This window comes from Haemophilus sp. oral taxon 851 str. F0397 (genome assembly GCF_000242295.1).
In the GTDB taxonomy this organism is placed as follows: domain Bacteria; phylum Pseudomonadota; class Gammaproteobacteria; order Enterobacterales; family Pasteurellaceae; genus Haemophilus.
This window is the reverse complement of the sequence record NZ_JH591083.1, coordinates 64,693-87,214: the sequence shown is the minus strand read 5'-3', so window position 1 is coordinate 87,214 and position 22,522 is coordinate 64,693. Positions and strand designations below refer to the sequence as shown.

General features: G+C 38.8%; 19 protein-coding genes. 12 read left to right on the top strand and 7 right to left on the bottom strand.

What is annotated here, in order from left to right; genetic code table 11:
• Positions 1 to 26: 26 nt before the first annotated feature.
• Positions 27 to 641 (bottom strand): riboflavin synthase, encoded by a 615-nt coding sequence (gene ribE / locus HMPREF9096_RS00295; RefSeq protein WP_032803632.1) that lies wholly within the window; start codon positions 639 to 641, stop codon positions 27 to 29.
• A 42-nt stretch (positions 642 to 683) separates the two neighbouring features.
• Here ribE and hmrM point away from each other — a divergent pair, with 42 nt between their 5' ends.
• The 3 genes from hmrM (at position 684) to tyrS (ending at position 4,189) form a co-directional block, all read left to right on the top strand.
• Complete coding sequence (gene hmrM, locus HMPREF9096_RS00300; protein WP_032803628.1) at positions 684 to 2,078, top strand: sodium-coupled multidrug efflux MATE transporter HmrM; 1,395 nt, start codon at positions 684 to 686, stop codon at positions 2,076 to 2,078.
• Between the two features lie 8 nt (positions 2,079 to 2,086).
• A complete protein-coding gene (gene sfsA, locus HMPREF9096_RS00305; RefSeq protein WP_009501028.1) occupies positions 2,087 to 2,803 on the top strand; it encodes a DNA/RNA nuclease SfsA in 717 nt (238 codons plus the stop codon).
• 198 nt (positions 2,804 to 3,001) lie between these two features.
• A complete protein-coding gene (gene tyrS / locus HMPREF9096_RS00310) occupies positions 3,002 to 4,189 on the top strand; it encodes a tyrosine--tRNA ligase (protein WP_009501027.1) in 1,188 nt (395 codons plus the stop codon).
• Between the two features lie 58 nt (positions 4,190 to 4,247).
• On the opposite strand, the gene dapD is transcribed toward tyrS, so the two are convergent.
• Positions 4,248 to 5,075, bottom strand: a complete 828-nt coding sequence (gene dapD / locus HMPREF9096_RS00315) for a 2,3,4,5-tetrahydropyridine-2,6-dicarboxylate N-succinyltransferase (RefSeq protein WP_005635801.1) — start codon at positions 5,073 to 5,075, stop codon at positions 4,248 to 4,250.
• 355 nt (positions 5,076 to 5,430) lie between these two features.
• Here dapD and purR point away from each other — a divergent pair, with 355 nt between their 5' ends.
• Both purR and ppc read left to right on the top strand, forming a co-directional pair.
• The gene (purR, locus tag HMPREF9096_RS00320; RefSeq protein ID WP_009501025.1) at positions 5,431 to 6,441 is read left to right on the top strand and encodes an HTH-type transcriptional repressor PurR; all 1,011 of its coding nucleotides are present in this window, start codon (positions 5,431 to 5,433) and stop codon (positions 6,439 to 6,441) included.
• A 183-nt stretch (positions 6,442 to 6,624) separates the two neighbouring features.
• Positions 6,625 to 9,264, top strand: a complete 2,640-nt coding sequence (ppc, locus tag HMPREF9096_RS00325) for a phosphoenolpyruvate carboxylase (protein WP_032803627.1) — start codon at positions 6,625 to 6,627, stop codon at positions 9,262 to 9,264.
• A 37-nt stretch (positions 9,265 to 9,301) separates the two neighbouring features.
• Here the strand turns inward: ppc and HMPREF9096_RS00330 are convergent, their stop codons facing one another.
• Complete coding sequence (locus HMPREF9096_RS00330) at positions 9,302 to 10,714, bottom strand: YcjX family protein (RefSeq protein WP_009501023.1); 1,413 nt, start codon at positions 10,712 to 10,714, stop codon at positions 9,302 to 9,304.
• Positions 10,715 to 10,783: 69 nt separating this feature from the next.
• On the opposite strand from HMPREF9096_RS00330, the gene HMPREF9096_RS00335 reads away from it, so the two are divergent.
• The 6 genes from HMPREF9096_RS00335 to HMPREF9096_RS00360 are packed head-to-tail and all read left to right on the top strand — an operon-like array spanning position 10,784 to position 17,210.
• Positions 10,784 to 12,478 (top strand): ABC transporter substrate-binding protein, encoded by a 1,695-nt coding sequence (locus tag HMPREF9096_RS00335; RefSeq protein WP_009501022.1) that lies wholly within the window; start codon positions 10,784 to 10,786, stop codon positions 12,476 to 12,478.
• On the top strand, positions 12,478 to 13,443 hold the full coding sequence (locus HMPREF9096_RS00340; RefSeq protein ID WP_009501021.1) for an ABC transporter permease subunit: 966 nt from the start codon (positions 12,478 to 12,480) through the stop codon (positions 13,441 to 13,443). The genes HMPREF9096_RS00335 and HMPREF9096_RS00340 overlap by 1 nt, the downstream gene beginning before the upstream one ends.
• On the top strand, positions 13,433 to 14,320 hold the full coding sequence (locus HMPREF9096_RS00345) for an ABC transporter permease subunit (RefSeq protein ID WP_005632516.1): 888 nt from the start codon (positions 13,433 to 13,435) through the stop codon (positions 14,318 to 14,320). The genes HMPREF9096_RS00340 and HMPREF9096_RS00345 overlap by 11 nt, the downstream gene beginning before the upstream one ends.
• Positions 14,321 to 14,323: 3 nt before the next feature.
• On the top strand, positions 14,324 to 15,373 hold the full coding sequence (locus tag HMPREF9096_RS00350; protein ID WP_009501020.1) for an oligopeptide/dipeptide ABC transporter ATP-binding protein: 1,050 nt from the start codon (positions 14,324 to 14,326) through the stop codon (positions 15,371 to 15,373).
• Positions 15,373 to 16,182, top strand: a complete 810-nt coding sequence (locus HMPREF9096_RS00355; protein ID WP_009501019.1) for an ABC transporter ATP-binding protein — start codon at positions 15,373 to 15,375, stop codon at positions 16,180 to 16,182. The genes HMPREF9096_RS00350 and HMPREF9096_RS00355 overlap by 1 nt, the downstream gene beginning before the upstream one ends.
• A gap of 11 nt (positions 16,183 to 16,193) precedes the next feature.
• The gene (locus HMPREF9096_RS00360; RefSeq protein WP_009501018.1) at positions 16,194 to 17,210 is read left to right on the top strand and encodes a YeiH family protein; all 1,017 of its coding nucleotides are present in this window, start codon (positions 16,194 to 16,196) and stop codon (positions 17,208 to 17,210) included.
• A gap of 92 nt (positions 17,211 to 17,302) precedes the next feature.
• On the opposite strand, the gene truA is transcribed toward HMPREF9096_RS00360, so the two are convergent.
• Entirely contained in the window at positions 17,303 to 18,112 is an 810-nt protein-coding gene (gene truA / locus HMPREF9096_RS00365) for a tRNA pseudouridine(38-40) synthase TruA (protein ID WP_009501017.1), read from the bottom strand.
• A gap of 234 nt (positions 18,113 to 18,346) precedes the next feature.
• Between truA and fbp the strand changes: the two genes are divergently transcribed.
• Positions 18,347 to 19,348 carry a class 1 fructose-bisphosphatase gene (gene fbp / locus HMPREF9096_RS00370; RefSeq protein ID WP_009501016.1) on the top strand — a complete coding sequence of 334 codons (1,002 nt, stop codon included), beginning with the start codon at positions 18,347 to 18,349 and terminating at the stop codon, positions 19,346 to 19,348.
• An 83-nt stretch (positions 19,349 to 19,431) separates the two neighbouring features.
• Here fbp and HMPREF9096_RS00375 read toward each other — a convergent pair whose 3' ends face one another.
• The 3 genes from HMPREF9096_RS00375 to rsmI all read right to left on the bottom strand — a co-directional run bounded on the left by HMPREF9096_RS00375 (position 19,432) and on the right by rsmI (position 22,507).
• Complete coding sequence (locus HMPREF9096_RS00375; protein WP_009501015.1) at positions 19,432 to 19,983, bottom strand: NlpC/P60 family protein; 552 nt, start codon at positions 19,981 to 19,983, stop codon at positions 19,432 to 19,434.
• Positions 19,984 to 20,104: 121 nt separating this feature from the next.
• Positions 20,105 to 21,553 carry a metalloprotease TldD gene (tldD, locus tag HMPREF9096_RS00380; RefSeq protein WP_009501014.1) on the bottom strand — a complete coding sequence of 483 codons (1,449 nt, stop codon included), beginning with the start codon at positions 21,551 to 21,553 and terminating at the stop codon, positions 20,105 to 20,107.
• A 102-nt stretch (positions 21,554 to 21,655) separates the two neighbouring features.
• Positions 21,656 to 22,507 (bottom strand): 16S rRNA (cytidine(1402)-2'-O)-methyltransferase, encoded by an 852-nt coding sequence (gene rsmI, locus HMPREF9096_RS00385; protein WP_009501013.1) that lies wholly within the window; start codon positions 22,505 to 22,507, stop codon positions 21,656 to 21,658.
• Positions 22,508 to 22,522 lie beyond the last annotated feature (15 nt).

The following is a 22,522-nucleotide window of genomic DNA, read 5'->3' as shown; positions in this document are numbered from 1 at the left end:
TTAACCGCTCTTTTTATTTCAATAGACTATAAATTTCTCGCTTTCAGATAATTTTCCACGGTATCCACAATGGCTTGCGTTTGTGGATCGATTTCAATATTCACAATATCGCCCACTTTACGTTGCCCCATTAAGGTTCGTTGCAAAGTTTCAGGGATTAAATTCACACAAAATTGCGTACCTTTTACTTCACCAATAGTCAGGCTAATGCCATCTACCGCAACAAATCCTTTCGTTAAAATATATTTCATGACATCTGCGCTTGGCAGCTCAAACCAAATTTGTCGGTTATTTTCACTGGCGATAATGTTTGAAATTTTTGCTGTACAATAGACGTGACCAGATAATAAATGTCCGCCGATTTCTGTTCCCATTTGCATGGCTCGTTCGATATTCACATTATCGCCTACTTTCAATAAACCAAGATTCGTAATTCTTAAGGTTTCTTGCATGAGATCAAAGCTAACGAGATCGCCGTTGACTTCAGTCACGGTTAAACATACACCGTTATTTGCCACCGATGCGCCAATTTCTAGGTCTTTACGCATTTCAGGTGGTAATTTTACCACTTGTGTTCTAAAATTAGCCTTTTCTGTAATTGAATGAATAGGCGCAGTGCCTTGTACAATTCCGGTAAACATATTTTCTCCTTTTCTAAAAATTTTTCTTAGTATATCAAATTTATGAATTTTCGTCTTTTGTCCCAATATCACGCTGATATTAAAAAATTAATTAAAATCTCTTTACCCATTTTGTTAGCGCAAATCGCACAAAACTCAATGGGATTAGCGGATACCATTATGGCTGGTCGAGTGAGTTCCACTGATATGGCTGCAATTTCTGTTGGCGCGTCTATTTGGATGCCATTAGTGCTTTTTGGTCAAGGCTTATTATTGGCGCTGCCTCCGACCATTTCTTATTTAAACGGTTCAGGTCAACGTCATCGCATTGCCCATCAAGTTCGCCAAGGCATTTGGCTTGTGTTAGGCATGAGTATTCCTTTAGGTTTGCTGATTTATTTCTGTGAAATTCCGCTGCAATATATGCAAATGGAAAGCAAAATGTCAGATTTAGCACGCGATTATTTACATGCGATGTTGTGGGGATTGCCTGCTTATTTGATGCTAATTAATTTTCGTTGTTTAAATGATGGGATTGCCAAAACCAAGCCAGCAATGGTCATTACCTTTTTAGGTTTACTGCTGAATATTCCGCTTAATTACATTTTTATTTATGGAAAATTTGGCATGCCTGCTTTTGGTGCGGTGGGCTGTGGTATTGCGACAGCGATTGTGAACTGGGCAATGTGCTTAATGATGATGTTCTATTCCTACACCAATGCTCAAGAACGCTCACTAAAAGTATTTAGCCAATTAATTGAAATGCCGAATCCCAAAACCCTTAAAAAACTACTGCGCTTAGGGTTGCCCATTGCTATTGCACTTTGTTGTGAAGTGGCGTTATTTGCCCTCACTTCGTTAATGCTTTCTCCGCTAGGCTCAACCATTGTTGCGAGCCATCAAATTACATTGAATACCAGCTCTTTCATTTTCATGTTTCCCCTGTCAATTGGTATGGCAACAACGATTTTAGTCGGACAAGCATTGGGGGCAGGTTCTCCACAAAATGCGAAAAAAATGAGCTATGCCGCATTATTATTAGGGCTAACGGTGACAATCATTACCGCATTAATTACGATTTTCTTCCGTTATGAAATCGCCACTATTTTCGTAACAGACGAAATTGTCATCGCTATGGCGGCAAATTTATTATTATTTGCCGCACTTTATCAATTTTCAGATACTATCCAAATGGTGGTTGGCGGCATTTTACGGGGCTATAAAGATACCAAAGTCATTTTATATATTACCCTTTTCTCTTATTGGGTAATTGGTGTGCCACTTGGTTATACGCTCGGTCGTACAGATTGGCTTGTGCCACACATTGATGCGAAAGGTTTCTGGATTGCCTTTGTGGTCTCACTCACTTTTGCGGCGCTCTTACTTTCTTTAAGAATGAAAAAAATGCAAGCCATGAGTGATAACGCCATTTTACAACGTTTAGAAAAACTCAAATAAGGAACTTTATGCAACTTCCAGCTTTACAATCGGCGACATTAATTCGTCGTTACAAACGCTTTCTTGCGGATATTGAACTTCCAACTGGTGATGTCATGACAATTCATTGCGCCAATACCGGCGCGATGACTGGCTGCGGTGAAAAAGGTGACACAATTTGGTATTCACATTCCGATAGTCAAACTCGTAAATATCCCCATTCTTGGGAACTAACTCAACTTGCGAATGGACAACTTTGCTGTATCAATACGCATCGTTCTAATCAGCTTGTCTTTGAAGCACTGCAAAATAAGCAAATCAAAGAATTAGCAATGTATAACAAAATTTATCCTGAAGTGAAATACGGCGAAGAAAACAGCCGAATTGATTTCTTACTGAAGGGTGAAGGCTTACCCGATTGCTATGTGGAAGTAAAATCCATCACCTTAGTGAAAGGAAATTTAGGTATGTTTCCTGATGCGGTTACTACGCGTGGACAAAAACATGTCCGTGAATTACTCGCAATGAAAAAACAAGGTCATCGTGCAGTAGTACTATTTGCTGGGTTACATAATGGTTTTGATCGTTTCAAAATCGCAGAATATATCGATCCCGAATATGATCGCTTATTGAAAGAAGCAATGGAACAAGGCGTTGAAGCCTATGCTTATGCGGGACAATTTGAAATTTCTAATGGAATTCCTACCGCACTTTCCTTAACAGAATCGGTGCCTTATATAAAATAACATTTTTTGAGAATTATTTTCATTTATCTATTGACAAGCTTATTGATAACAATTATCATCTAATCATTCCAACAACAATATTAGATAATCACTCCAACATTCCCGCCTATTTCCCCACAAATAGGCGTTTTTTTTATTCACAAATCGCCAAGAATCCCTATAATAAAACCTTTCAAAAAACATAATTAGGAAATAATAATGACTGACATTAATACCGTTCTCGCGGAACTAAAGCGCGGTACTGATGAAATCCTTTCAGAAGCGGATTTAATCGAAAAACTGAAAGAAAATCGCCCATTAAAAGTAAAATTAGGCGCCGATCCAACCGCACCAGATATTCATTTAGGACATACCGTTGTATTAAATAAATTACGTCAATTTCAACAACTAGGTCATGAAGTCTATTTCTTAATTGGTGATTTCACTGGAATGGTGGGGGATCCATCAGGTAAAAATGCCACGCGTCCTCCACTCAGCCGTGAAGATGTGTTACGCAATGCAGAAACCTATAAAGAGCAAATTTATAAAATTCTCGATCCACAAAAAACCAAAATCGTCTTCAACTCTGAATGGTTAAGCAAACTTGGTACAGAAGGTATGATTCGTCTTGCAAGCAACTACACCGTTGCGCGTATGCTTGAACGCGACGACTTCAAAAAACGCTTTGGCAGCAACCAACCCATTGCCATCCATGAATTTATTTATCCATTGCTACAAGGCTACGATTCTGTTGCATTAGATGCAGATGTGGAACTAGGCGGTACAGACCAAAAATTCAACTTACTTGTTGGTCGTGAATTACAAAAATCAGCAGGCAAAAAACCACAGGTCGCGATTACACTTCCATTGCTCGTTGGCTTAGATGGCGAGAAAAAAATGTCCAAATCACTTGGCAACTATATCGGCGTAACGGAAGCACCAAGCGATATGTTCGGTAAAGTGATGTCAATTTCTGATGAACTTATGTGGGATTGGTATAACCTTCTTTCATTCCGTCCATTAAGTGAAATTGCACAATTAAAATCGGAAGTAGAAAACGGCAAAAATCCACGTGATGTAAAAATCTTATTAGCAAAAGAATTAATTGCACGTTTCCACAATGAAGAGGCAGCAAACGCTGCAGAACAGGAATTTATTAATCGTTTCCAAAAAGGCGCAATGCCTGATGAAATGCCTGAATTTACGTTCTCTGGCGAAATAGGTTTAGCCACCTTATTAAAAGAAGCTGGTCTTGTGCCTTCGACTTCAGAAGCAATTCGCTCTGCTCAACAAGGCGGTGTAAAAATCAATGGTGAAAAAGTCGATAATGTAAAAGACAATGCACCGAAAGGTACAAATATTTACCAAGTGGGTAAACGAAAATTTGCGCGTGTAACGGTTGAATAAAATAGGTAAAAAAATACCGCACTTTAAAGTGCGGTATTTTTTATTGAAGTTTTTTTAATTATTCTTCGATAGAACGTAATAATTCGTTGATACCCACTTTGCCTAAAGTTTTTGCATCCACTTTTTTCACGATCACAGCGCAGTATAAGCTGTATTTTCCACATTTTGATGGAAGGCTACCAGATACCACCACAGAACCAGCTGGTACACGTCCGTAGTGAATTTCGCCCGTTTCACGATCATAAATTTTGGTTGATTGACCGATGAATACGCCCATTGAGATAACACAGCCGTCTTCTACAATCACGCCTTCCACCACTTCTGAACGTGCGCCAATAAAGCAGTTATCACCGATAATGGTTGGGTTAGCTTGTAATGGCTCTAATACGCCACCGATGCCTACGCCACCAGATAAGTGAACGTTTTTACCGATCTGTGCACATGAACCTACCGTAGCCCAAGTATCGACCATGGTGCCTTCGCCAACATAAGCACCAATATTTACATAAGATGGCATTAATACGCAGTTTTTAGAAATGTATGCACCTTTACGCACCGTTGCAGAAGGCACAACGCGGAAACCTTCTTGAGCAAAACGTTCTTCAGTGTAATCCGCAAATTTTAATGCTACTTTGTCGTAATATTTTGTTTCTGCGCCGTCAATGATTTGATTGTCATTAATACGGAATGAAAGTAAAACCGCTTTTTTTAACCATTGATGTGTTACCCATTCGCCATCAATTTTTTCTGCAACACGGTATTTACCCGAATCTAATCCTTCGATCACTTCTTCAATCGCTGCACGCGTTTCTGCATCAACGGTTTTTGGTGTAATTTCTGCACGTTTTTCAAATGCAGCTTCAATAATTGCTTGTAAGTTTGACATTGTATTTCCTATGTTTTTTGTGAATAAGATGGAATCTGTTTTACCATATTTTCGCTTGCGGCGCAAAAACACCTAAAAAAATCACCGCACTTTGTATTAAAACAAACTGCGGTGATCCTAAAACATAATTGATTAAAAAATTGAAAGCGCTAAACCACAAACGACTGATATACTCAATACAACTGCAATCATTGCATAACCAAAATCACTCATGTTTTTCTCCTCACTAAAAATGATGGTGCATTGTAACAAGATTGTTTTAAGAAAATCATCCCTTTTACAAAAAAATCTCGATAAAAGTAACGAAATTTTTTACAAACCTTTATAATAGGAAAAATTTTTTGGGGATCGAAATATGGCAACAATTAAAGATGTCGCAAAAATGGCTGGCGTGTCCACCACAACCGTATCTCATGTTATTAATAAAACCCGCTTCGTTGCAAAAGATACGGAAGAAGCGGTGTTATCGGCAATTAAGCAACTTAATTATTCACCCAGTGCCGTGGCGCGCAGTTTAAAAGTCAATACCACAAAATCCATTGGGATGATTGTGACGACCAGTGAAGCACCGTATTTTGCGGAGATTATTCATTCTGTTGAAGAACATTGCTATCGACAAGGTTATTCGTTGTTCTTATGTAATACACAAAATGAACCTGAAAAAGTCAAAAACCATTTGGAAATGTTGGCGAAAAAACGGGTAGATGGTTTGCTGGTGATGTGTTCTGAATATACGCAAGATTCATTGGATTTGCTTTCGTCATTTTCTAGTATTCCAATGGTTGTAATGGATTGGGGTCCAAATACGAATACCGATGTAATTGATGATCATAGTTTTGATGGTGGATATTTAGCAACCAAACACCTCATTGAATGTGGTCATAAAAAAATCGGGATTATCTGCGGTGAACTCAATAAAACCACTGCAAAAACTCGTTATGAAGGCTTTTTAAAAGCGATGGCAGATGCAAATCTTAAAGTGCATGAACCTTGGATTTTCGAAGGTGCATTTGAGCCTGAAGATGGTTATGAATGTATGAATCGTTTACTGGCTCAAGAGGAATTACCAACTGCCCTATTCTGTTGTAACGATGTGATGGCACTTGGTGCAATTTCTGCACTGACAGAAAAAGGGTTACGCGTGCCCGATGATATGTCTATTATCGGCTATGATGATATTCATGCTTCGCGTTTCTATGCGCCACCATTAACCACCATTCACCAATCGAAGCTACGATTAGGCAGACAGGCGGTGAATATTTTATTAGAACGAATCAGTCAAAAAGATCAAGGCGTTCAGCAATATAGCCGTATTGACATTGGCCCTGAGCTTATTATTCGAAAATCTGTTAAATCAATTTTATAAAATTTATTAAAAACAAACCGCACTTTTTAAATAATCTATAAAAAGTGCGGTTCTTTTTTATCTATTTTTTAGCTTTTCTTGATTATCTTCAAGGTTTCCTTGAATAGCATTTGCCCTATCTTCCGTTTTTAGCTATATCTATCGCCAACTTGCGAATTTTATTTTTTACTTTTAGGAGTTCCTATGACACAAGAGTACCGCACGCTGCGCAATAACATTAGTATGTTAGGGCGTTTTCTCGGAGAAACAATCAACGATGCCCAAGGTGCCGATATTCTCGAATTAATCGAAAATATTCGTAAACTTTCTCGTAATTCTCGGGCTGGTGATGATAAAGCAAGACAAGAATTGCTCGACACGCTCGGTAGTATTTCTAATGAAAATATTATTCCTGTCGCACGTGCTTTCAGCCAATTTTTAAACCTCACTAACATAGCAGAACAATATCAAACAATTTCGCGTGAACATTCTCTTGCACAAAGTTCTTCTCAATCCTTAAGCGAACTTTTCAAGCGCTTAAAAGAACAAAATGCTTCAGTGGAAGACGTGCATAAAACTGTCGAAAAATTATTAATTGAACTGGTTCTTACCGCACATCCAACAGAAACAACACGTCGTTCACTCATTCATAAACACATTGAAATCAATAAATGTTTAAGCAAGCTAGAACATCATGATTTAACTGAAAAAGAACGCAATATTATTGAGCGTCTATTACTTCGTTTAATCGCTGAAGCATGGCATACCAACGAAATTCGTACAGTTCGTCCAACGCCATTTGATGAAGCGAAATGGGGCTTTGCGATGCTAGAAAACAGTTTGTGGCAAGCTGTGCCAGAGTTTTTACGCCAACTAAACGAAACTGCCCGTGAATTTTTAGGTTACGATTTGCCAGTAGGATTAAAACCTGTGCGTATTTCCTCTTGGATGGGCGGTGACCGTGATGGAAACCCATTTGTCACCGCACAAATCACCAAAAAAGTGCTTTATTTTGCCCGTTGGAAAGCGGCAGATTTATTCTTACAAGATATCAGTAAATTAGCCGATGAACTTTCAATGGTGAAATGTAGTGATGAATTTCGTGCTAAATACGGCGAGCATTTAGAACCCTATCGTTTCGTAGTAAAAAATTTACGCGATCAGCTTACAGCAACCTTAGCTTATTTTGATGATCACTTATCAAATCGCACACCGCGCGCATCCGAAAGCGAGATTATTTTAGAAGATAATCAACTGTGGGAGCCGCTTTACGATTGTTATCAATCTTTAATTCAATGCGGTATGCGTATTATTGCAAATGGTTCATTGTTGGATATTTTGCACCGTATTAGCTGTTTTGGCGTGACACTTTCCCAAATGGATATTCGCCAAGAAAGCACACGTCACACCGATGCCATTGCTGAAATCACGCGCTATATTGGTTTAGGTGATTACTCTCAATGGACAGAAGACGATAAACAGGCTTTCTTAATTCGGGAATTAAGCTCGCGTCGTCCATTAATTCCGCAAAACTGGACGCCATCTCCTGAAACAAAAGAAATTTTAGACACTTGCAAAGTCATTGCTCAACAAAAACAAGGTGTCATTGCGTGTTATGTTATTTCGATGGCACGCAGTGCATCTGATGTTTTAGGCGTTCATTTACTCTTAAAAGAAGCAGGCGTGCCGTATCATATTCCTGTTGTGCCATTATTCGAAACCTTAGACGATTTAGATGCAGCCGAAAAAGTGATGACTCAACTTTTCAATGTGGGCTGGTATCGTGGCGTGATCAATAATCGTCAAATGGTGATGATTGGCTATTCAGATTCGGCAAAAGATGCGGGCATGATGGCTGCCTCTTGGGCGCAATATCGTGCACAAGAAGCCTTAGTAAATTTAACAGAAAAACTTGGCATTGAACTCACCTTATTCCACGGACGTGGTGGCACGATTGGTCGTGGTGGTGCGCCAGCACATGCAGCATTACTTTCTCAACCACCTCGTTCACTAAAAAATGGTTTACGTGTAACAGAACAAGGCGAAATGATTCGCTTCAAACTGGGTTTGCCCGCTGTAGCAGTCGAAACATTTGATCTCTACGCCAGCGCCATTTTAGAAGCAAATCTGTTACCACCGCCAGAACCGAAACCAGAATGGAGCACTATAATGGACGAGCTTTCCACTATTTCTTGCGACATTTATCGTGGCGTAGTTCGTGGTGATAAAGATTTTGTTCCTTATTTCCGTAGTGCGACACCAGAACAGGAACTCTCCAAATTGCCACTTGGCTCTCGCCCTGCAAAACGCAACCCAAATGGCGGCGTGGAAAGTTTACGCGCGATTCCGTGGATTTTTGCGTGGATGCAAAATCGCTTAATGCTACCTGCTTGGTTAGGTGCAGGTGCCTCTATCCGTCAGATTATTGAACAAGGCAAAGGCGATATTATTCATGAAATGTGCGAAAACTGGCCGTTCTTTTCAACGCGGATCGGTATGTTGGAAATGGTCTTTAGTAAATCGGATACTTGGCTTTCCCAACAATATGATCAACGATTAGTGAAAAAAGAGCTTTGGTATTTAGGCGAAAATTTACGTAAGCAACTTGAAGATGATATTCAAACTGTACTTTCACTTTCTCACCAAAGTGAATTGATGTCTGATTTACCTTGGATTGCAGATTCAATCGCATTACGTAATATCTACACGGATCCACTCAATCTACTGCAAGTGGAATTGCTTCACCGTTTCCGTGAAAATCCTGAGCAAGTAAACCCAGATGTAGAACAAGCATTGATGATTACTATCACAGGTATCGCGGCTGGAATGCGCAATACGGGCTAGAAAGATGAAAAAAGTGCGGAAAATTTTCCGCACTTTTTTATTCAAATCGATCACTTAATAAAAATTGTAAAACTGCGTCCATTCTCAAATGAGGAATACTCTCCCCTTGTTCTAAAGGCTGAGATTCAAAACTATCGAAATCAAAATGCGGTTGTTTTTGCCAAAATTCTGTTCTTGGTAATTTACTTGGCACCGTTCCTGGATAAAGCGTAATAAGTTGTTTATCAATAGAACGAATCCCTTGAATTGCTTTAATTTCTTTTCCTTGCTGATTCACAATCACTTGTTTTGTGGTACGAATAGCCGCAATGGCAGTGTATTCCGTATCGATTCCTTCAAATTCCACATGTCGCCCCCCCTCTTGCACAATTTGGCGCATTAAACTCACTAAATTAGGAATTTGATCCCGAGTAATATGATCCGCCTTGGTCGCAACAAACATTAATCGATCAATTCGTGGAGAAAACAAACGATGAAGAAAATTTCTGCTGCCATAATGGAAATTATTAAATAACTGGTTTAACCCCATTTGCATATCTAAAAAGGCTTGCTGACTGTGATTTAAAGGCGTTAAACAATCCGCCAAAATAACTTGACGATCAAAGGTAGAAAAATAATTTTCGTAAAAACCTTTCACAATTTTATTTCGATAATAATCATAACGTTTTGTCAGTACGACAAAATAGCTATTCGATTTGGCTGTTTTTTTCAAGGTTTTCCACTGTTCTTCTGAAAGATGAATTAATGGAAAAAATTGTAACGCAGGCGCCCCCTCTAAATCACTCGGCAATACAAATCGTCCTGGCTGAATAAATTGCATGCCTTGAGACTTACATTTGTGTAAATAATCCGTATAACTTTTCGCTATCTTAGCTAAAACATCTTCATTTGCGACCGCACTTAAATCCAAATCCTGTAACATGGAAAGCCAATTCTGTGCCAACTCTTCACGAACGCCAGTGGTGACCTTGATTTGCTCTTGTGACCATTGTTGAAAATCTAGATTTAATAACGGCAAATCGAGCAACCATTCCCCCGGATAATCAAAAATATCCAGATAAAGCGTACCTCGTTCTTTCAAATGGCGTAGCAAGCCAGATTGACGTTGAAAACGAATTGCTAAACGAGTTTCACTCACCCCCCGAGTAGATTGAAACCATTGCGGCGGATTTTGTGACAAATCATTTAAATTACTTTCATAATCAAAACGTGGCACGCTGAGATCTTGTTGAGATACTCGTTTCACCGCCAAGATCGCACCATTTCTAGCCGCTTCAAATAATGGCAAATGCTGTGATGAATTTTGATTAATGGAGAGAAGTTGATTGATTAAACTTGTAATAAACGCCGTTTTTCCACTCCGACTTAACCCCGTCACCGCCAAGCGCAAAGTGCGGTCAAAACCACGATTAATGATTTGATTGATTTCGTTTTGAACCCTATTAAACATTCAATATCCTAGCCATTTTTACTAATATGCCTTACAATTTGGCACATAATTTATCACAATGCATTTGTTATGTTACGCAAAAATTTTACGTTTTTCTGTTTTCTATTTGGTATTGGCTTGAACACCCAACTTCAAGCGGCTCCACGCGTACCAGAACACCTAACAGAAAACGGACTAACTTATTGTACTAATGCCTCTGGATTTTCTTTTAATCCTCAAACTGCGGATGCAGGTACAAGTATGAATGTCGTCACAGAGCAAATTTATAACAAACTTTTTGAAATAAAAAACCATAGTGCGAACGTTACCCCCGTACTCGCACAATCCTATTCAATATCACCAGATAACAAAGAAATTTTGATTAATTTACGCCGTGGGGTGAAATTTCATCATACGCCTTGGTTTACCCCCACTCGTGATTTTAATGCGGAAGATGTGGTATTTTCAATTAATCGTGTGTTGGGTCATGATACTTACTTGCCAACCTTAGCAGAAACCGCAATTACCTATAAAAATCCACAATATAAAGTGTTTCACGAGCAAGCAAGAAAAGTTCGCTTTCCTTATTTTGATAGCATTAAGCTTAATGAAAAAATTAAATCAGTAACCGCACTTTCACCTTATCAAGTGAAAATTGAATTGTTTGAGCCTGATTCATCGATCTTGTCGCATCTTGCCAGCCAATATGCCATTATTTTTTCACAAGAATATGCCTATCAATTAAGTGCTGATGATAATCTCACTCAATTAGATACTCACCCCGTGGGCACAGGGCCTTATCAAGTAAAGGATTATGTGTATAACCAATATGTTCGCCTAGTACGTAACGAAAATTATTGGAAAAAAGAAGCAAAAATTGAAAATATTATCGTGGATTTATCTACCGATAGAAACGGGCGACTCGTCAAATTTTTCAATAATGAATGTCAAATAGCCTCTTATCCTGAAGTGAGCCAAATTGGCTTATTAAAGAGCGATGATAAGCACTACTATATGCAATCCACTGACGGAATGAATTTGGCATATCTTGCCTTCAATTTTGAAAAACCATTGATGCAGGATCGCACCATTCGAGAAGCTATCTCACAAAGTTTGAACCGCGCACGTATTATTCACAACATCTATCACAATACTGCAACAGTGGCGAATAATATTATTCCTGAAGTATCTTGGGCTTCTAGCGTAAACACGCCAGAATTTGACTTTGATTACAGTCCAAAAGTCGCGAAGAAAAAATTAGAAAATAAACATCTTTCGCTCAATTTATGGGTGATTAATGAAGAACAAATGTATAACCCTGCCCCTTTTAAAATGGCGGAAATGATTAAATCCGATTTAGATCAAGTCGGTGTGAAAGTGAAAGTGCGGACAGTGACACGCACATTTTTGAGTGAGCAACTTCGCAATAAATCAGAAAATTACGATTTAATTTTAGCGGGATGGTTAGCAGGAAATCTTGATCCTGACGGGTTTATGCGCCCTATTTTGAGCTGTAATACGCAAAATGAAATCACAAATTTATCTAACTGGTGTAACGAAGAATTTAATCATTTAATGGATCGCGCGATTGCCACATCTAATTTATCTGAACGGGCACGTGCTTATAATGATGCTCAAGAGCTGATTCTACATGAATTGCCAATTATCCCTATCGCAAATGTAAAACGTATTTTGGTGGCAAACAGCCGAGTAAAAGGGGTGGAAATGACACCTTTTGGTAGTCTTAACTTTTCTGACTTACGCTTACACAAGGAGAAACCCTAATGTTGTGGTCTGTTATTCGCCATACCCTTTGGGTAACTTTGCTCTTGCTTGTGTTATCTTTGCTAAGTTTCGTGATTTTATTGCGAGATCCGCTTAATGCTGATCTCGTCACGCACAATATTTACACCAGTTATTTTAATTATTTAAGCACCTTATTACATGGCGATTTTGGGATTACTTATAACGGTGGAAAATCTCTGATAGATTTAATTTTAACGGTACTTCCACCCACGTTAGAGCTTTGTTTTACCGCACTTTTATTGGCTTTCATTTTCGGCGTGCCGCTTGGCATTATAAGTGCGGTTAATTCTCAGCATATTTTTGCAAAAAGTTTAAAAAGCTTATCTTATCTTGGTTTATCAATTCCGATATTTTGGCTCGCGCCGATTTTACTTTATGTCGCAGCGGTAAATCATTGGGAAATCGCCTCTATTGGGCAATACAATTTACTCTATGAAATAAAACCGATTACCGGTTTCCCAGTCATTGATGTTTGGTTTATAGATGTGCCTTATCGTACCAAAATTGTACAAAATGTTTTGCAACATTTAGCCTTACCAACACTGGTGCTTTGCATTTTGCCAACAATGGAAATTATCCGAATTATTCAACAACGAGCAGAATATGTTTTGAACCAAAATTTTGCCAAAGTTGCCACAACACGGGGGTGGTCAAAATGGAAAATTCTCCATCAATATGTATTCCGTAATACATTTCCTTTGCTTATTCCACAAGTACCGCGCGTGTTTACCCTAGTATTAACTCAATGTATGTTGGTAGAAACGGCTTTAGGTTGGCCTGGAATTGGTCGCTGGCTGATCGATGCCGTAACGCAACAAGATTACAATAGTATTTCTGCGGGGGTGGTTGTCATTGGCGTTTGCATTATTTTGATCGACACATTCATTAAAGCGCTTACTTTCGTGCTCGATCCATTCAAAAAGAAAGGTTGGTATGCAAGATAAAGAACCTGAAGAATTTCGAGAAAATACCTCAATATTCCAAATTTGGCTACTATTTCGCAAAAATACCATTGCGTTGTTCAGCTTTTATTTATTAACGTTGTTAATTCTAACCGCACTTTTCAGCGGTTGGATCGCGCCTTATGCTCATAATATGCAGTTTGTCGGACAAGAATTAATGCCGCCATCTTGGGTAGAAAAAGGGCAAATCGCCTTTTTCTTTGGTACTGATGATTTAGGCCGTGATGTACTAAGCCGACTAATTATGGGCACAAGTTACACTATTGGATCATCGTTGCTAGTCGTACTTGCAGTTGCCTTAATTGGTGGAACTCTTGGCATTGTTGCTGGTATGTTGAAGGGCTTAAAAGCGCGTTTTGTCGGCCATATTTTCGATGCCTTTTTATCGCTCCCTATTTTGCTCATTGCCATCGTGATTTCCACTCTGATGGAACCGAGTTTATTGAATGCAATGTTCGCAACACTTTTAGCGATATTGCCGTATTTCATCCATGCAATTTATCGAGCGATTCAACAAGAATTGAAAAAAGATTACGTGCTGATGTTAAAACTTGAGGGCATTTCTAACTGGGAATTATTAAAAAGTACGATTTTGCCTAATATCACCGTAATCTATGTTCAAGAAATTGCGCGCGCATTTGTTGTCGCTATATTGGATATTAGCGCCTTGAGTTTTATTTCCCTTGGCGCACAACGACCAACCCCAGAATGGGGCGCAATGATTCGAGATTCTTTAGAACTCCTCTATCTTGCACCTTGGACAGTATTACTTCCCGGCTTTGCAATTATTTTTACTATTTTATTAAGCATTATTTTTAGCAATGGCTTAACTAAAGCTATCAACCAATATTACGAATAATTTATGGCACTACTAGACATCCGTAACCTAAATATCGAAATACAAACCTCAAACGGCCTTGTTAAAATTGTGGACGGCGTGAACTTATCGGTCAATGAAGGGGAAATTTGTGGGCTTGTTGGCGAATCGGGTTCTGGTAAAAGTTTAATCGCTAAAGTAATTTGTAATGCCATCAAAGAAAACTGGATTATTACCGCAGATCGCTTTCGCTTTCATGATGTAGAGTTACTAAAACTCAGTCCCAATAAACGCCGAAAGTTAGTGGGTAAAGAAATATCCATGATTTTCCAAGATCCTCTTTCTTGTCTTGATCCAAGTCGGAAAATTGGTAAACAATTAATCCAAAATATCCCGAATTGGACATTTAAAGGAAAATGGTGGCAATGGTTTGGTTGGAAAAAACGCCGTGCTGTTGAATTATTGCATCGTGTAGGGATAAAAGAACACAAAGACATTATGGCAAGCTATCCTAATGAATTAACGGAAGGCGAAGGACAAAAAGTCATGATTGCTATCGCAGTGGCAAATCAGCCTCGCTTGCTTATTGCCGATGAACCGACTAATGCATTAGAAGCGACAACAGCATTACAGGTATTTCGATTACTTTCTAGTATGAACCAAAACCAAGGCACAACCGTTTTATTGGCTAGCAATGACATCAGAAGTATTAGTGAATGGTGCGATCAGATTTCTGTACTCTATTGTGGGCAAAATACCGAATCAGGTCCAACACAAATGTTGCTTGAAAGCCCTCATCATCCTTACACACAAGCGTTAATTAATGCCGTGCCTGATTTTACCCAGCCCTTAGGATTTAAAACCAAGCTAAGCACCTTAGAAGGTACCGTACCAATTTTAGAACAAATGCCTATTGGTTGTCGTCTTGGTCCTCGTTGTCCTTTTGCACAGAAAAAATGTATTGAAAAACCAGCTCGATTCAAAATAAAACAACATGAATTTTCTTGCCATTATCCAATTAATTTACGCGAGAAAACATTCAAAGAAAAAGCAACGAGTGCACCATTAACACTCGCAAGCAAAGGAAATGAATAATGCCGTTATTACAAGTAGAAGATTTGACTAAAACCTTCAAAGGCCGCAAGCGTTTATTTGGTACGAGTGACTTTAATGCGGTAGAAAACGTAAGTTTTGCTCTTGAACGCCAACAAACTTTAGCAATTATCGGCAAAAATGGTTCTGGGAAATCAACATTAGTAAAAATGATCGCGGGCATTACACAGCCCACCTCTGGCAGAATTTTATTTAACGACCATGAATTGCAATTTGAGGATTTTCAATACCGCGCGCAACATATTCGAATGGTGTTCCAAGATGCGAATTCGGCGTTTAATCCTCGCTTAAACATCGGTGAGGCATTAGATGCGCCTTTACGTTTAGCAACAGATTGGGATGAAGAACGTCGCAATCAGAAAATCTTTGAAACACTGTTACTTGTAGGGCTTTACCCTGATTACACAAATCTAAAAATTAAAAATCTTTCGATCAGCCAAAAACAACGTGTCGCTCTGGCTCGTGCCCTAATTTTAGAACCTGAAATAATTATTATAGATGATGCGCTTGGCAATCTAGATGCCTCGGTGCGCATTCAATTACTAAATTTAACCCTTGATCTTCAGCAACGTTTAGGTATCTCTTACATTTATGTAGGCCAAGATCTCGGCGTGATTAAACATATTGCAGACACAGTCATCGTGATGGATAAAGGGAAAATGATAAAGAGCGGTACACCCAAAACGCTATTTACCGATCCACAAACAGATGTAACTAGCCGTTTAGTGGAAAGTTATTTTGGAAAAATTTTGGATGAAAGTGCCTGGGTAAAGGAAACTCATACTAACTAAGGAAAGAAAAAATGAACACTCGTCCCTTTTATTTCGGACTTATATTTATTGCGATTATCGCTGTACTTGCTAACTACTTAGGGAGTACCGACTTTTCTCATCAGTATCATATCAGTGCCTTAATTATTGCCATCTTGCTGGGAATGGCAATCGGCAATACTATTTACCCTCAATTTTCTGCACAAGTGGAAAAAGGCGTATTATTTGCAAAAGGTCCTCTTCTTCGCACCGGTATTGTGCTGTATGGTTTTCGCCTAACTTTTGGCGATATCGCCGATGTAGGCTTAAATGCTGTCGTCACTGATGCAATCATGCTGATTTCAACCTTTTTTCTTACCGCACTTTTGGGCATTCGTTATCTAAAAATGGATAAACAATTGGTTTATCTCACTGGGGCAGGATGTAGTATTTGTGGTGCGGCAGCTGTCATGGCGGCAGAGCCTGTTACCAAAGCAGAATCTCATAAGGTTTCAGTGGCGATTGCCGTAGTGGTCATTTTCGGGACGCTTTCTATTTTTACTTATCCATTTTTCTACACTTGGTCACAAGATTTAATTAACGCTCATCAATTCGGTATTTATGTTGGTTCTAGTGTGCATGAAGTGGCTCAAGTTTATGCGATAGGGGGAAATATTGATCCTATCGTGGCGAATACAGCCGTCATTACCAAAATGATCCGTGTAATGATGCTCGCACCATTTTTATTAATGCTTTCTTGGTTATTAACGCGTAGTAATGGGGTATCAGAAAATACGTCACACAAAATTACAATTCCTTGGTTTGCTGTACTTTTTATTGGCGTTGCGATTTTTAATTCTTTTGATTTATTACCAAAAGAACTCGTGAAATTATTAGTTGACATCGATTCTTTCTTATTAATTTCAGCGATGGCTGCGCTTGGCTTAACTACGCAAGCAAGCGCAATCAAGAAAGCAGGACTAAAACCTCTGATTTTAGGGATACTGATTTATTTATGGCTAGTAGTTGGTGGATTTTTAGTTAACTATGGAATATCAAAATTAATATAAAATTCACTTAACATTGACCGCACTTTTAAAGTGCGGTCTTTTTTTATGAAGAATATTTTCAGATTTGGTGATTTAAAATATGAAATTACGCTTTATTTCAAAGTGCGATTTAATAAACCATCCTCTAAAAATAAAGGACCAATTGGGCGTTTAGGAATATCAAACTTTTGTGGATAAATCACATCCACCAAATACAATCCATCGGGTTTTGCTGTGGGTGCAGCAAGCTGACGATTTTTCTGCTCAAGTAGCCATTGCATCCATTCAATCGGCTGATTTCCCGCACCGACCTCAATCAAACTACCCACAATATTGCGTACCATATGATGCACAAAAGCATTCGCCTGAATATCAACAATAATATATTTTCCGATACGAGACACATTCAAATGATGCACATTACGCCAAGGCGTATGAGACTGACATTGTGCAGCGCGGAAAGAGGAAAAATCATGTTCCCCTAATAAACATTGCCCTGCTTGATGCATTTTTTCGACATCTAAATCTAAATGGCAATGAGTCATTCCTCCCGCTAAAATCGCAGAGCGTAATTTATTACAATAAAGAATATAGCGGTAACGGCGTGCTGTTGCGGAAAATCTGGCATGAAATTCATCATCGACTTGTTTTGCCCAACTCACTGCAATGTCATCAGGTAAATGAGCATTAGTACCAAAAGCCCAAGCCTTCTCTGGGCGAACCGAATTCGTTTCAAAATGAACAACCTGCCCCGTTCCACTCACACCAGAATCCGTTCTGCCAGCACAAAATATTTCAATTTTTTCATTCGCAATACAAGAAAGCGCCTTTTCTAATTCTTCTTGTACACTGCGGACTTTTTCTTGTCTCTGCCAACCATAATAATTTTGCCCGTTATACTCAATGCCTAATGCGATTTTCATTTTTTACCTTTTGGCTTAATAAAGTGCGGTTATGGTAGCTCAAGTTTATTTGGAGCGCAAATTCACAAAATTGCTCCAAAATTAATTAACAAATAAATGATAGCTTCTAAAAATTACAGCAATAAATGTGAAATTTTTGTGATAAAGATCTCATTCTGATAATCTATCATTAGAGTTTACACTCCAAATTCCCTATAATTAATCAACGTATTATGAAAAACTAAAAGGAAAATTATGAAAACATTGAGTGAATTTATCGTTGAACGCCAAGCAGAGTATCCAAACGCAAAAGGGGAATTGAGTGGTATTTTGTCGTCAATTCGTCTTTTAGCGAAAATTATTCACCGAGATATAAATAAAGCAGGCTTAACAAATATTCTCGGCCAATCAGGTGTTGAAAACGTACAAGGCGAAAGTCAGATGAAACTTGATTTATTCGCCCATAACACGATGAAAGCGGCATTAATGGCACGTGAAGAAGTGGCTGGTTTTGCATCTGAAGAAGAAGAAAGTTTTATCGCGTTTGATACAGAACGTGGACGCAATGCAAAATACATTATTTTAACCGATCCCCTTGATGGTTCTTCAAATATTGATGTAAACGTATCCGTCGGTACAATTTTCTCCATTTACCGTCGCGTATCTCCAATTGGCACACCTGTCACCTTAGAAGATTTCTTACAACCAGGGAATAAACAAGTTGCCGCGGGTTATATTGTTTATGGTTCATCAACTATGTTGGTATATACCACCGGTAATGGGGTTAATGGTTTTACTTATGATCCATCAATCGGGACATTCTGTCTATCACACGAAAATATGCAAATGCCAAAAACGGGTCGTATTTATTCCATCAATGAAGGGCAATACCTCAAATTCCCACAAGGTGTGAAAAAATATATTAAATATTGCCAAGAAGAAGATAAAGCGACTCATCGTCCTTACGCCTCTCGCTATATTGGTTCACTTGTAGCAGACTTCCACCGCAACTTATTAAAAGGTGGCATTTATATTTACCCAAGTGCAACCAACTATCCAAATGGAAAACTCCGTTTATTATATGAAGGCAATCCAATTGCGTTTTTAGCGGAGCAAGCGGGCGGTGTCGCAACGGATGGTTATCGTCGAATTTTAGATATCGAACCAACCGCACTTCATGAACGTGTTCCATTATTTGTTGGTTCAGAGGATATGGTGAAAAAAGCGCAAGAAATGATGGAAGAATTTAAAGAATAATAAAAATCCCCTCGACTAAAGAGGGGATTTTTATCAATAAACCGATCAAAAAAACCGAACTTAATGTTCGGTTTTCTTTTTCATTACATGATACGGCGCGATTGAGTGTAAGTTCTAGCCCAGTATTCTTCATCAAGGGAACTTATCGTCACACCTTGCCCTGTACTTGCGTGCATAAATTGGTTGTTACCAATATAAACACCGACATGGTTATTTTTACGGAAGAAAACTAAATCGCCTTTTTTCAACTCTGATTTACTAATTTGTTTACCCAAATAACGTTGTTCAGCCGTAGAACGAGGCAACTCAATGCCAAATGCTTCAGAAAAAGTCGTTTGCATAAATGCAGAACAATCAATACCACGCTTGGTTGTACCGCCCATACGATAAGCGGTTCCCACCCATTCATTATACACACCAGCTAAAGCCTTATCACCCATTAAAGCTGATGAACGGTTTGTTCTCACTTTATGGAAAATCCCTGAACGATTACCTTTTTCTAAACTACTAATCAAACCCGTTAATTGAGCATCATCACTTTCATAAATAGCCTGATGATTTGCCGTTCGTGGGCCATTAGAACAAGCAGTTGCGAGTGTCGCTAAACCAATAATAACTAAAATTCTTTTTAACATAATTTAAAATAATTAAAAGATATAAAATAAAATTCTGCCCGAGACTATCAAAATTTGAATAAGATTGCCAGTAAAAATCCAATTTTAATGGGATTTTTGTGATCTTTTGCACAATTTTGGTTTAATTTGTACCACCAACAGTAATTTCATCAATTTTTAGTGCAGGCTGTCCAACGCCGACTGGCACACTTTGCCCCTCTTTGCCACAAACCCCGATACCTAAATCAAGTTCTGATTTATCTGCAACCATAGAAATCTTTTGCATCACCTCAATACCACTACCAATTAAGGTTGCGCCCTTCACAGGTTTCGTGATTTTTCCTTTTTCAATTAAATAAGCTTCTGAAGTGGAAAATACAAATTTACCAGACGTAATATCCACTTGACCACCACCAAAGTGCGGTGCATAAATCCCCTGTTCTACAGAAGCAATTAAATCATCAAACTGACTTTGCCCAGCAAGCATATAGGTGTTGGTCATTCTAGGCATTGGTAAATGGGCATAAGACTCGCGACGTCCATTCCCCGTAGGTGCTACGCCCATCAAACGGGCATTCATTTTATCTTGCATATAACCTTGCAAGATCCCATCTTTGATGAGTACATTGCACTGGCTTGGCACACCCTCATCATCAATAGTTAATGAACCTCGACGATTTTCAATCGTACCATCATCCACGATCGTACATAACGGTGAAGTTACTTGCTCGCCAATCTTGCCTGTAAAAAGTGAACTTTCTTTACGGTTAAAATCACCTTCTAAACCATGCCCAACAGCCTCATGTAACAGCACACCAGGCCAACCAGCACCTAACACAACAGGCATTAATCCTGCTGGTGCTGCAACTGCACTAAGGTTTACTAAGGCTTGACGAACCGCTTCTTTAGCAAATCGTACTGCTCTAATATCGCCATCAATCACTTCAAAGAACCAATCTAAACCGAAACGCCCACCAGAACCACAGCTGCCTCGTTCACGTTTTCCATTTTCTTCTACTAACACAGAAATAGATAAGCGAACTAAAGGACGAATATCTGCAGCTAGCGTACCATCCGTCGCCATGACTAATACTTCTTCATAAACGGAACTAAGGCTTGCTGATACGCGGGTTACGCGATGGTCTTCTGCACGTGCTGTACGATCAACCAAATGTAATAGCTCAATTTTTTTCTCTTTAGTCAAACTTTCCAAAGGATTAATCGCTGCATAACGAGCTATAGGATTTACAACATTAAAAGCAGATGGCGAAATCAAATTCCCCTGTTTGGCTTGCGCGATCCCCTTTACCGCCTCCGCACACTGCTGCAAAGAGGCAAGATTAATTTGATCGGCATAAGCAAAGCCTGTTTTCTCACCAGAAACTGCCCGCACGCCAACACCACGATCAATATGAAAACCGCCTTCTTTTATAATGCCATCTTCCAATACCCAACTTTCATCTTGGCTAAGTTGAAAATACAAATCAGCGTAATCAATATTGCGATGCGACATCATGTCGAAAATATTGAGCAATGCTTTAGTTGAAAGATTACTTGGTGTCAGTAATGTATTTGAAACTTGGTTTAACATATTTTTTCCAGTCTAAAAGTAAATATTTTGTAATAGCTCATATCCATTTAGTGCAACAGCACAGATTAAAATCGGATTAATAAAGTGCGGCTGATTTTGAGGTTATTTTTCCAAATGCGCTAATCCAAATTGGTACAAAGCATTCTTCTTATAACCATACAACTCAGCAACAATAGCAGATGCTTTTTTTAGCGGTAATTCTTCTGTAATTAATTCAAGCGCCTTCACCGCTTGTGGAGAAATTTCATCGTTATTGTCAGACTTTGGTTTGCCTTCAACAATCAAAACCATCTCGCCTTTTGTACGATTAGGATCTTCTAAAAGCCATTCGCGTAAATTTTTAATCGTATTACCCGTAATCGTTTCCCAAGTTTTAGTAATTTCACGGGCTAACACAATATATCGTTCTTCCCCTAACACCGATTGCATATCTTCTAGCGTATCTAAAATACGGTGAGTAGATTCATAAAAAATCAAAGTGCGGTCTTCTTCTGCGATATTTTCTAATTTATCTTTGCGGGCTTTACTTTTCGCAGGTAAAAAACCTTCAAAACAAAATCTATCAGAAGCAATCCCCGATGCGCAAAGTGCGGTAATTGCCGCACATGCCCCGGGTAAAGGAACAACGCGAATGCCAGCCTCACGACATTGTCGTACTAAATGAAAACCGGGATCACTAATTAATGGCGTCCCCGCATCAGAAATTAAAGCAATATTGCTACCTTGCTTGAGTTTTTCCACCAAAATATGGGCTTTTTCTTGTTCATTGTGATCATGCAAAGCAAAAAATGGCTTCTTAATGCCGTAATGACTTAATAAAAGGCCACTATGGCGGGTATCTTCTGCTGCAATTAAATCCACTTGAGCAAAAGTATCTAAAGCACGCTGGGTAATATCCTGTAAATTGCCAATCGGTGTAGCAACAATGTATAAAATTCCGGTTAAATCAGTCATTTTTGTTTGCTTTTA

Bases quoted from the DNA above. Each gene is read 5' to 3' on its own strand.
- ribE (WP_032803632.1), bottom strand. From the start codon at position 641: ATGTTTACCGGAATTGTACAAGGCACTGCGCCTATTCATTCAATTACA.
- hmrM (WP_032803628.1), top strand. From the start codon at position 684: ATGAATTTTCGTCTTTTGTCCCAATATCACGCTGATATTAAAAAATTA.
- sfsA (WP_009501028.1), top strand. From the start codon at position 2,087: ATGCAACTTCCAGCTTTACAATCGGCGACATTAATTCGTCGTTACAAA.
- tyrS (WP_009501027.1), top strand. From the start codon at position 3,002: ATGACTGACATTAATACCGTTCTCGCGGAACTAAAGCGCGGTACTGAT.
- dapD (WP_005635801.1), bottom strand. From the start codon at position 5,075: ATGTCAAACTTACAAGCAATTATTGAAGCTGCATTTGAAAAACGTGCA.
- purR (WP_009501025.1), top strand. From the start codon at position 5,431: ATGGCAACAATTAAAGATGTCGCAAAAATGGCTGGCGTGTCCACCACA.
- ppc (WP_032803627.1), top strand. From the start codon at position 6,625: ATGACACAAGAGTACCGCACGCTGCGCAATAACATTAGTATGTTAGGG.
- HMPREF9096_RS00330 (WP_009501023.1), bottom strand. From the start codon at position 10,714: ATGTTTAATAGGGTTCAAAACGAAATCAATCAAATCATTAATCGTGGT.
- HMPREF9096_RS00335 (WP_009501022.1), top strand. From the start codon at position 10,784: ATGTTACGCAAAAATTTTACGTTTTTCTGTTTTCTATTTGGTATTGGC.
- HMPREF9096_RS00340 (WP_009501021.1), top strand. From the start codon at position 12,478: ATGTTGTGGTCTGTTATTCGCCATACCCTTTGGGTAACTTTGCTCTTG.
- HMPREF9096_RS00345 (WP_005632516.1), top strand. From the start codon at position 13,433: ATGCAAGATAAAGAACCTGAAGAATTTCGAGAAAATACCTCAATATTC.
- HMPREF9096_RS00350 (WP_009501020.1), top strand. From the start codon at position 14,324: ATGGCACTACTAGACATCCGTAACCTAAATATCGAAATACAAACCTCA.
- HMPREF9096_RS00355 (WP_009501019.1), top strand. From the start codon at position 15,373: ATGCCGTTATTACAAGTAGAAGATTTGACTAAAACCTTCAAAGGCCGC.
- HMPREF9096_RS00360 (WP_009501018.1), top strand. From the start codon at position 16,194: ATGAACACTCGTCCCTTTTATTTCGGACTTATATTTATTGCGATTATC.
- truA (WP_009501017.1), bottom strand. From the start codon at position 18,112: ATGAAAATCGCATTAGGCATTGAGTATAACGGGCAAAATTATTATGGT.
- fbp (WP_009501016.1), top strand. From the start codon at position 18,347: ATGAAAACATTGAGTGAATTTATCGTTGAACGCCAAGCAGAGTATCCA.
- HMPREF9096_RS00375 (WP_009501015.1), bottom strand. From the start codon at position 19,983: ATGTTAAAAAGAATTTTAGTTATTATTGGTTTAGCGACACTCGCAACT.
- tldD (WP_009501014.1), bottom strand. From the start codon at position 21,553: ATGTTAAACCAAGTTTCAAATACATTACTGACACCAAGTAATCTTTCA.
- rsmI (WP_009501013.1), bottom strand. From the start codon at position 22,507: ATGACTGATTTAACCGGAATTTTATACATTGTTGCTACACCGATTGGC.